8 protein-coding genes and 3 pseudogenes are annotated in these 9630 nt (G+C 59.2%); 3 read left to right on the forward strand and 8 right to left on the reverse strand.

All coding sequences use genetic code 11. The features are described 5' to 3' along the window. Positions 1–519 precede the first annotated feature (519 nt). The 8 genes and pseudogenes from Q355_RS15925 to Q355_RS0112830 form a co-directional block, all read right to left on the reverse strand. Positions 520–1278: pseudogene (locus Q355_RS15925) on the reverse strand (IS701 family transposase); the annotation flags it as partial. 62 nt (positions 1279–1340) lie between these two features. Next, entirely contained in the window at positions 1341–4124 is a 2784-nt protein-coding gene (locus tag Q355_RS15930) for an ankyrin repeat domain-containing protein (RefSeq protein WP_051529427.1), read from the reverse strand. Between the two features lie 32 nt (positions 4125–4156). Continuing rightward, positions 4157–5029, reverse strand: coding sequence for a ParB/RepB/Spo0J family partition protein (locus tag Q355_RS0112805; protein ID WP_027878142.1), 873 nt, complete (start codon positions 5027–5029; stop codon positions 4157–4159). After that, positions 5029–6021 (reverse strand): AAA family ATPase, encoded by a 993-nt coding sequence (locus Q355_RS0112810; protein ID WP_027878143.1) that lies wholly within the window; start codon positions 6019–6021, stop codon positions 5029–5031. The genes Q355_RS0112805 and Q355_RS0112810 overlap by 1 nt, the downstream gene beginning before the upstream one ends. 673 nt (positions 6022–6694) lie before the next feature. Next, positions 6695–6961, reverse strand: a pseudogene (locus Q355_RS15935) (IS1634 family transposase); the annotation flags it as partial. Beyond that, entirely contained in the window at positions 6946–7422 is a 477-nt protein-coding gene (locus Q355_RS0112820; RefSeq protein ID WP_027878144.1) for a hypothetical protein, read from the reverse strand. The pseudogene Q355_RS15935 and the gene Q355_RS0112820, both read right to left, overlap by 16 nt. A 90-nt stretch (positions 7423–7512) precedes the next feature. Further along, entirely contained in the window at positions 7513–8193 is a 681-nt protein-coding gene (locus Q355_RS0112825; RefSeq protein WP_027878145.1) for an IS3 family transposase, read from the reverse strand. Beyond that, on the reverse strand, positions 8190–8477 hold the full coding sequence (locus Q355_RS0112830; RefSeq protein WP_027878146.1) for a transposase: 288 nt from the start codon (positions 8475–8477) through the stop codon (positions 8190–8192). The genes Q355_RS0112825 and Q355_RS0112830 overlap by 4 nt, the downstream gene beginning before the upstream one ends. A 118-nt stretch (positions 8478–8595) precedes the next feature. On the opposite strand from Q355_RS0112830, the gene Q355_RS0112835 reads away from it, so the two are divergent. From Q355_RS0112835 to Q355_RS15940, 3 genes and pseudogenes are all read left to right on the forward strand, one after another. Then, positions 8596–9018, forward strand: coding sequence for a nucleotidyltransferase (locus tag Q355_RS0112835; protein ID WP_027878147.1), 423 nt, complete (start codon positions 8596–8598; stop codon positions 9016–9018). After that, positions 9015–9245, forward strand: a complete 231-nt coding sequence (locus Q355_RS0112840; protein WP_027878148.1) for a hypothetical protein — start codon at positions 9015–9017, stop codon at positions 9243–9245. Before Q355_RS0112835 ends, Q355_RS0112840 begins: the two co-directional genes overlap by 4 nt. A 46-nt stretch (positions 9246–9291) precedes the next feature. Further along, positions 9292–9630, forward strand: a pseudogene (locus Q355_RS15940) (transposase); the annotation flags it as partial.

Genomic DNA, 9630 nt, shown 5'->3' on the forward strand with positions numbered 1-9630 from the left:
GTGCCATCTGTGACCCGGTGGGATTTATGAATACCGCTGGCCGTAGCCGTACCGACCAGTCCTACCCACTTACCATTTTGGTTCTGGCGTGACAGCCTCTTTCGCCAGTTCGCCTTAACGGGCCGTACAAACGATGGTTCGCTTTCGCTCACCCGTCCCAAGCTCCCCCTAGTTCGAAGCAGGGTTGAGGCTCCCTGCTGCCGAAACATTGTCCCCAAGGCTCCGCACGTCGGATTACTCCTTCGCACGCTTGGGTAGGGGCATCTGGGTATTACAGAGTCCATTACTGGTATTCCTCTCCGACCCTTTCAGGTCGCAAACGGCTAAAGCCGGGGGGTTCTGAGGGGAACCACCGCCGCCTCTTCCCGGCTCTCGCCAGCGGTAGGCACCGCCGCTACAACATCCGGGACCTCGGCTTGAGCTATCCCCTCTTTTGCGGGCGACCTGCTCTGACTCCGGGGTCTGGCCCCGAAGGAGATAAACTCTAGTATTTCTAATAGTGTGCAATAGTATTAGGACTTACGCAGTTGAGGCAAACTCGTAGATAGGACGAGCCAGGTAGGTTCGGATGGCGTCGCGAACTATCACCGTCTTCGCCTCATACCAGCTCACCCCCATCTTCAACCGATAGGCCTCGAACCTCAGAAAGGCTCGTATCGCCAGCAAAAGGTGGTTGAGCATGGTCACCGCTTTGCGAACCTGGGCCTTCTCTACTCCACAGCACTGCTTGAGCCCCCGATGGTACACCTCTATGCCCCATCCCTGCCGCGCCAACCTCGCCCGCTCCTCCTCGATCATCTCCAGATGGTTCGTGGCCCAGTGTTCCGCATCCCCGTCTTTAGAGACCGTCCGGAACACCTTGACGAACCCGAAACCGCGAAGATGAACCACCCGCCCCTCCCCGGGGATTTCCACCGCACCGATGGGTACATTGCCCTGCCCATCCGGGTTGACCAGGCGGTTGCCCTTCAGCCGCGTCAGAAATAGCCAGCCAAAGTCCCGAATCTGCTTGAGGTTCTCCAGGCCGGCATACCAGCTATCCATCAGGACATATTCCGGCGCGAACCCCCGCGCCTTGGCCTGCTGCAGCATCTGCTGAAAATGGTCGTTTTTAGTCTTCCCACCCTGGGGCTTGTCGTAGACCCGGAAGTCGCACAGGACGATCCCCTTCGGGACAGACTGTCGTCTGTACACCAGGGGGATCAGGGCCTGCCCCGCTATCCACAACAGGGTCAACAGGGCAATCCCCTTGACCACCCCCTGATGCTTACCGCTCCAAAGGCCAGCAGGGTCTTTTCCCCACGCCGTATCCCCAGGCTAAAGGGCAGCCATGCTCTCTCCTATGGGGAGAAGCCTGAGATCAGACCGAGCTGATGCATATTCATAACCTGCTCCAGAGGAGCCCAACCTTCCCCCGTACGCAGGAGCAGATCGGGGTTGGGTAGGTAATACCCCCTTTTCACACGTTGCAGCAGGCGACGGGCTGGGCGGTAGGTGCTCTGAATCTCGTTCCGGGCTAGAACCCCACTCAGGTACGATCTGCGCTCTTCCAGGTTTTCCTTGCGACCCAGTGTAGAGGGCAGAAGGCCAGAGGGAAGGGCTCCCAGAACCTCGGCAAGGAACCGGGCAGCAAGGCCACTTTCCTCAGACAGCGGGCCCCTGGGGGGCGGACTACTAAGTAGCTTCAAGGCTGCCAGCGAGACCAGAAAGACCCAGTACTCAGTCATCTGGGGGTAGATACGCAATAGATGTCCCTCCACCTGAACATCCACTGCCGTGGGGGCCAAGCGTTCTACCACGCCCGGTAGTCGCTCCTTAGCAAAGGTTCTGTCCAGCATGGCTCGTTCCAGGGCATAGAGGAAGGGGGTGTAACCAAACGGGTCCCGGGCCTCGCTGTCTGCCCCTTGTTCTAAGAGGGCCGCGATGAGCTCCGTGTTGCCTGCCCGGGCTGCCAGCATCAAGGGCGTGGCCCCCAAAGGGGTACGGTAGTTGGGGCCAAAGTCCCGCACCTCCCAGAGCACCTCTTTCCAGCCCTTGCCTTCATAGGATTTTAGGATTTTGCGCTCCTGTTCCCGGTATAACTGCTCCAGATAATCTGGCCTGGACCAGATGGACTGGATAACAGATTTAGCCCCCTCGTGACCTTCCGCGGCCAAAACACGGATGATGAGGCGAACTCGGTGGAAAAGGGCGTACTCAAAAAGCTTCTTCTGCATTTTTCCGCTAAGGTTGCCCCGGCTGGCCTCAGCCAGAAGACCCTCCACGTGCTCCCGGTCGAACACGGTCCAGGGCACCGGCTTTTCCTTGAGGAAGGCCTCCCGCACCGCCTTGGCCTGCTCGAGGTTGCCGTGGGCCTCGAGGCGTACCGCCTCCCTGGCCCAGTCCTCCCGGCTGGAGGTCTGGGCCGTTACGACAAGCTCCTTTCCCACCTCTAGCCCCAGCAGGTGGAGAAGGGGGTGGTCTGGGTTTCCCTCCACCCATATCACCTCCTCCACCGCCCGGGTAACGGCCACGTAAAGGGCATTGGTGAAAAATTTGTAGATTTCCAGGGACTTGTCTCCCTTGTCCTTGGCCCGGCGGTAGATCAGATCCCCTTCCAAATCCCGAGGTTCTACACCCCTGGCCACCTCCTGGTAGGCCTCTGGTGCGCTCCCCACAGGGGCAAAGAGGATGACCGTAGGATACTCCAGCCCCTTGGCCTCCTGGGCAGAGAAAAGAAGGGGGGTAGAGAGGTGCTGCCGTGCCCTTTCCTTGTCCTCCTCCCGTAAAACCAGGACGGCCACCTGGGCGCTTTCTCTGATTCGCTGGTTCAGCTCTTTGAGAAGGTTGGGGTCATTTTGCAAGAGGAGGACCCGCCCCTCCCGCTCTCCCTGCGGTTCCACCAGGTAGGTACTCTCCCGGTCTACCGAGCCAAATCGAACCTGCTTGCACTTTAGAAGGCGGTTGGCCAGCTCGGATACCCTGCGGGCGTTACGGTAGTTGCCGCGGAGCACGGTGATCCGTTCCAGGGCCTGGGCGTCCTCCCGAAAGAAATGGCTTTTCAGGGTGGCCCAGGAAAAGAAGTTGGGGTGAACAATCTGGTGGCTGTCACCCGTTAGGAGGAAACTCCCCGGGGTCTTCAGGCTTCCCAGGAGGAGATCCACCTGGGCCAGGGTAAGATCCTGGACCTCGTCCACCGCCACAAAATCGTAGAGGGGTTCCACCCGCTTCCGGTAATGGTGGGATAGCAGGCTTGGATCCATAAGGCCTTCTTCTGTCAAAAAGTCCAGGTAGCCGCGAAATAGCTGGTGCACCTGAGGGCGAATCTCTGCAGGATAAAGGCTTTGCCGCACCCCCAGGGCCAGGTAGGCTTCCAGATCCAGGGGTCCCTGGGGATTGGCCAGGAGAACCCCGCGGAACTCCTCAAAAAGAGCATGGGCGTGGGTGAAACGGTAGGTGTGGGCCTTGGGGGTAAAGAAGCGAAGGAAGTCCCGGAAGGTGGCCTCCCGCCCCTTGGGCACCTCCAGGGTCTCCAGGAACTCCCAGAAAGCAAGAAACTCTGGCTCCTGGTAGGGGTTTTCATAACCGTGGGCGAAGTAGAGCCTGCGGGCCTCCCGGGCCAGAAAGGGGCTCAGGGTGGTGTATAAGACCCGTCCCGCCTGACGCTTCAGCTTCTCCAGGATCAGGGCTGTCTTCCCAGAGCCAGCAGGGCCTAAGAGCAGCAGGGGCAGGGGGGCCTTTAAAACCTCCTCCTGTAGGGCGTCAAAGGTGAGGGGCTTGTCCAGCAGGTGGAAGCGCGGTGCCTTCAGGTCGAGGTGGTGCAAGGTCTCTGCCTGCATTGTTTCCTCTGCTATGGAGGTGGCAGCCTCCTCCTGTACCACCGCCCCCCGGAGGAATCGGGAGCGGTGGTAGGCGTGATTGGGGATCACTTCCAGAACAAGCCAGGCCCCTTCACCATCAGCCCGTACAAGCTTGAGAAGGAGCCTGTCCTTATCGCTTAGCTTGGCCCGGAAGTATGGGGTTGGTGAGAGCTTCTTTACCTCTGCCTGCTGGGGACGGTCCTGGCGAAGGGACTCAAGAACCCGATCCAGGCGTTGCTCCAGGTGCGGGGGCACCTCGAGGCCCTCATAGAGTAGAACCTTCATGTCCAAAGCTTAAGTCAAAAACCCCCGTTCGTTCATTCCAGTACTTCTAGCAACGCCCTTAATCGCTCCTCTACTTCTACACGCTTTTCTGCAGGTAATCTATCCAGATCAAGCTTAGCCAGCTTTTTTGCAGCTTCCCTATGCCAGATAAGCACCGGTCTCCCCTTCTGCAGAGCGTCGCGCACCCTGGTTTTCAAATCACGCAACGAGAGTCCGGCCTTAACTTCCTCCAGCAGCTCGGCGCGCCTTTCGCCATCCTTGACCTTCTTGAGCTCCAAGGCCACTGTGTAGGAAATCGTGCCTGCCTCAAGGGCCTCCCTCAGGTCTTCCGGCAGCCTGAGCAGGGGTAGGCGGTTCTGTACGAAGGATTCCCAGGTCATGCGGCCCAGCACCCGAAAAATTTCCTCAACCCTCATGGTTTCGGGGTTACCCATAACGTTATGGGTAGATTTTCCCCGGCGTTCATTGCGCATCTGGTGCAGGAGGGTCACCACCTCTTCCCTGCTCCGCGATAGCTCCTGCGAAAGCAGATCCAGCAGCCCCAGGGTCTCCTCATATGGGTTAAGGTCCTCGCGCTGAAGGTTCTCAACCAGGGCCAGCAAGCGGGCCTCGTGCTCCGAAATCTCCAGGATGTGCACAGGCACCTCGCTCAATCCGACCATCTGGGCTGCCCGGTAGCGCCGCTCGCCGGCCACGATCTCGTAGTGGCCCTCCCCCACCGGGCGCACCAGCAGTGGTTGCAAGATGCCTTGCCTCCGGATCGACTCCGCCAGCTCCTCCAGGCTCCCAAAATGCCGCCTGGGCTGTGCATGGGTTCGCAGGGAGGTTAGGGGAAGGGTGAGACCCTGACCCAGGCTCGAGACCTCTTTTGCAAGCCCCATAGCCTCCCTGAACATCTTCTCCATTACGCCCATTGGCTAACCTCCTTGTGCTCTAAACCCAGGGACTGGAGAAAGGCCTGGGCCAGCGCCTTCATCTCCTCATGTACCTTTTCGTCGCTCACAGCCTGTACGGGCAAACCCTGGTCTATGGCCTCTTTGTACGGGGCTGGCCGGTAGGCAATAGGTGGTGCAAGCGGGCCCACCCTTGAGGCCTCCTCAAGAAGGAGTTTCATCTTGCGGTCCTGGACCGTGCGCGAATCATACTTGGTAGGCACCAGCAGACGAATGAACCCAGCCTGGGTAGGGGAGAGGAGGCGCAAGGCCAGCAGGGTGCGGAGATAGTCTTTGCTCACCTCGAGCACCCCCTTCAGCGCCTGCATTCCCTTGGCGCTCGTCTCCACTGGTACAATGAGCCCTTCACCGGCCAGCGCGGACATGGCTGCGATGGAGCCCAGAGAGGGAGGGGAGTCCACCAGCACAAAATCGTAGCGATCCAGAAGGCCGCTCTCGTACAGAGCGGTTCGCAGCAATACCATGCCCAGGTTTTTCGTGGGCACCATGACCTCGGCCATGGCCAGGTTCATGTTGGCGGGAACCAGATCCAGGGCCACCCCCTGGATGATGGCCCGGCGCGGGTCGGGGAAACCCTTATCATGAACCACAGAGATAAGGGTTTCCCGATCCTCCACCTCACCGGGATCCATCCCCATCCAGGCTGTCAGGTTGGCCTGAGGGTCGGCATCCACCAGAAGCACCCGGTACCCCCTCGAGGCCAGCTCAAACCCCAGGTCACGGGCCAGGCTGGTTTTGCCCGCACCCCCGGCGTGGGTAAAGAAGGTGAAGACCCGCGCCCTTGCAGTCTCGGTTTCAACCTCCACTTCCATGGGTATATACCAGTAACGCCCCAGCCGTACACCGCGAATTCGCCCCTCTTTCAGGTGAAGACGGATGGTAGTCTCGGGCGTTCCTGTCAGCCGCGCATACTCGGGCAGAGGAATCAAACGCTCCTGTTTCATAACGCAATCATATGTGGATTGCGACAATAAGGCAACCGCTTCGAGGAAGTCCGATCACCTCAGGGCGATACTGGTTCCCACGTTGCGCCAGCGAAGTTGAGTATCGGAATACTTGGCTAGTTTTCATCTGGTGGGTATCGGAATACTTGGCTAGTTTTCTATTATGAAATAGCCATAAAACTGAGAGAAGCATCGTCCAGCAAAGAATAAGTTACATGTCGCCCCAGGCCCTAAGCAGGGAACAGCCATTATCGGAACACTTGGTCAATTTCACCTTCAGACTATCGGAATACTTGGTCAATTGCGGGTCACGGGCTATCGGAATACTTGGCTAGTTGGGCCCTGTCCCTATCGGAACACTTGGCTAATTGAACAGGGGATACCATCGGAATACTTGGTCAGTTCATAAGGGGGGTATCGGAATACTCGGTCATTTTGGCCTCGCTAATTATCGGAATACTTGGCTAAAAATGCCTCCAAGGTATCGGAATACTTGGCTAAATACCCTGGTTAATCTATGTACAGGACGCATTTCTACGACTGCTCTTGATGATGTAATTTAACATCAATTTTTTTTAATTAAACTCTTTATAAATTTTCATCATCATGTGTTTTTTCCGTTTCAATAGGAGTTACTCAGTTGAAAGCAAAATACCGACATTCCGCACAATTCTTATTCCAGGAGATAATATCGCTCCACCTCCAGCAGGCGGGCTGCCGTCTCGTGATGGGGTGTCAGGTTGAGCACCCGGGGCCTGCCCTCCAGCACCACCAGACGCACCCACAGGAAGAGCTGGAACACCCAGCGTGGGGTGGGTCTTTGGGTAGGCTTACCCTTCTGATCCGGTAGGCTGGCCTGGTCCTCCAGGAGCTTTCGCCTGAGCTCCCATTCCCCCAGGGTGTAGACCAACAGGGCCAGGCTCATCACCATTCCCAAAGCTGCGGGGGCACCTCCAGGCCCCTGGGGAGGAAGAGCTTCAGGGCGAAGGGCCGGTTCAGGCCGCCCCCCTGGTTGGGCCGCACCTCCAGCAGCAGCCGCCCGCTGGCCACTTCCCAGGCCTGGGGCAGGCTCAGGGCACTGAAGGTGCCCGCCAGCTCGGGCCTGGGGTAGACGTGCAGGAAGCCTACCTGGGCGGCCTGCAGGTTCAGCTGCTCCTCCCTGGTCCGGGGCCAGAGGACGAGGCCCACCGCTGTCCCCTCGGGGTGTCTCTGTAGGGTCTTTCGCAGGTGCCGGCCCGCGGTGGGGGAGAGGCGCTCGGGCTTGAGGGGGAGTTCCCCTTCCAGCCCGCCGCCCTCCAGCCGGAGGGTGGGGTGCTTCCTCTCCTCGTCGGGGGGGAGGAGGGTGCCCGCAGCCCGCAGGGTGGCGTGGAAGTAGGCGGCTTTCTGAGCTTCACCTTCCATACACCCCCATCCTACCCCTGTCCCTGAGGCCTGGGGGTTGCCGCCGCTTCCCGGTGGGGGCGATGGCAGGCAGGGGCTGTAGTGCTTCACCTAAACGATACCAGTTTCCTGAGCTGACCGGATAACCTCCAGTGGGGTCTTGTAATCCAACGCCTGGTGCGGACGCCGGGTGTTGTAATCCTCGCGGGCGTTGGCCTTGAAAGCTGTGCCCTGGTCGCTCTTGACCTCGATGCCTTGAGTGGGGAGCTTGAGCTGCTCAGCCTGAAGAATGGCTTGGCCCAGGGCATTGCTCGCCGCCTGGGCATCTTCGGTCAGGGTGGCTACTGCCGCCAGGCAGTAGCGGCTCTGATACTCGATCACCTTGCAAAGCCTGGCTTTACCCCACCTGGTAAAGTCCAAACCCACGGTCAAACCCATACGCTCGGGTCGTGGGGGTAGGCTGTAGCGGTAACCCCTGCGTCTAGGGCTTTGTTGCAGCTGCCCAAAGCGCTTCATCAGGCGATAGACCGTGCTGGGGCTGGCCGAGATGCCCTCCCGGGCCAACAAGGCCCACACCCGGCGGTAGCCATAGCGGGGATGTTGTTCGGCGTAGGTACTCACCTCCTGGACGATCTGTTGCTGCGCTGGGCAAGAACGAGCCTGGCCACCCTGTTTTCGGCGGTAGTAGGTGGCCTTGGCTATCCCAGCCAGTTTCAAGAAACGATTCACCCCCAATCCCATCTCTCCTCGCACTTGCTCCATCCGCTCGAAGCTCAGGCTGCCCTCACTCAAAGACCCTTGAGTTTTTTTTGGATCTCCAGCTTCAGCACCGTTTCGGCCAGGGCCTCCTTGAGCTGGCGGTTCTCCATCTCCAGGGCAGTCAATCCCTCATCTTTGCGCCCTGCCAGACCGGCTTTACCTCCTTCCAGGAAGCGTTCCCTCCACTTGTTGAGGCTGTTCTCGGTGGTGCCATACCTGCGGCACAACTCAGCCGCGCTAACCTCACCCCGCAGCAAGCTCAACACGATGGCTACCTTTTCTTCCACGCTGCGTTCCTTTGGCTTGAGCTTTCCCATACTTCACCTCGGCTTGCCACCATCTTAGGTGGTCTCGCTTTGGTGAAGCACTACACAACTGCGTAAGTCCTAACTAGCATAGGCTAGACTATGAAAGGCTCTAGGCGCTGGGGAACCCATGACCCACGAGATGCTTGAATTCATCCGCTGTCTGAACGCGCAAGGTGCCCACTCGATGATTATTGGTGGCTACGCCCTGGCTTTCCTGGGTGTACCCCGCTACACCAAAGACCTGGATCTCTGGGTAAACCAGCGCGAAGCACCTTTGCTTCTAAAGGCCATCAAAGACTTTTTTGCGGGCGACGACCTGGGACTCTCACTTGAAGATTTGAGCACCCCTGGGGTGGTACAACTCGGCTACGAACCCAACCGGATCGATCTGGTGCTGATGAGCGGGCCGGATTTTGATCAGGCCTATGCCCGCAGTCAGGCTTACCAGGTGGAGGGAACTACCTTGCGGGTGGTCTCTCGTGAAGACTTTATCGCCCTGAAAAAGGCTTTTGGACGCAGCATTGACCTGCGCGATATCGAGGAGCTATGAAACCCGTTGCCCGCAAATACCGCTTCGAGGAGGTTCCCTCGGAAAAAGAGCGCTGGCAGGCTTTGCCGCTGGAGGTGCGTTTGCAGGCGGTGGTCGAGATGGCGTTTAGTTGGGCCCGCCTGCAGGGCCGGCAGAACCTGGAGAAGATTCAGCCGGTGGCCCGCAAAAGACCTCTGGCCCAGGTGAGGAAACCTAGGGCTCTAGGGGAATCCGATGGCTGTAGCTGATGCTGTTGCCCTGGCGCAGGCCCAGCCACAGGGCTTCTAGATGCGCTGGCTGGTAAGAACCGGTGCCCAGTGGGAGTACCTGCCCCACGACTTCCCGCCCCCCCACATCGTCAGCGAGCAGGCTCGGCGCTGGATACAGCGGGGGGTCTTCGAGGATCTGGTGCATGACCTGCGGGAAACCCTACGGCTGTTGCAGGGTCGAGCAGCTCAACCCAGCGCCGCCATCTATGATGCACGAACCTTGCAATCCAGCCCCGAGAGCGGGGAGCGGGCAGGCTACGATGGGGCCAAGCGCCGTAAAGGCAGCAAGGTGCACATGGCGGTGGATACCCTGGGTCATCTGCTGGCCCTGCTGGTTACCCCTGCCAACGAACAGGAACGCAGC

The sequence above is a fragment of the Meiothermus cerbereus DSM 11376 genome (assembly GCF_000620065.1).
Classification (GTDB): domain Bacteria; phylum Deinococcota; class Deinococci; order Deinococcales; family Thermaceae; genus Meiothermus; species Meiothermus cerbereus.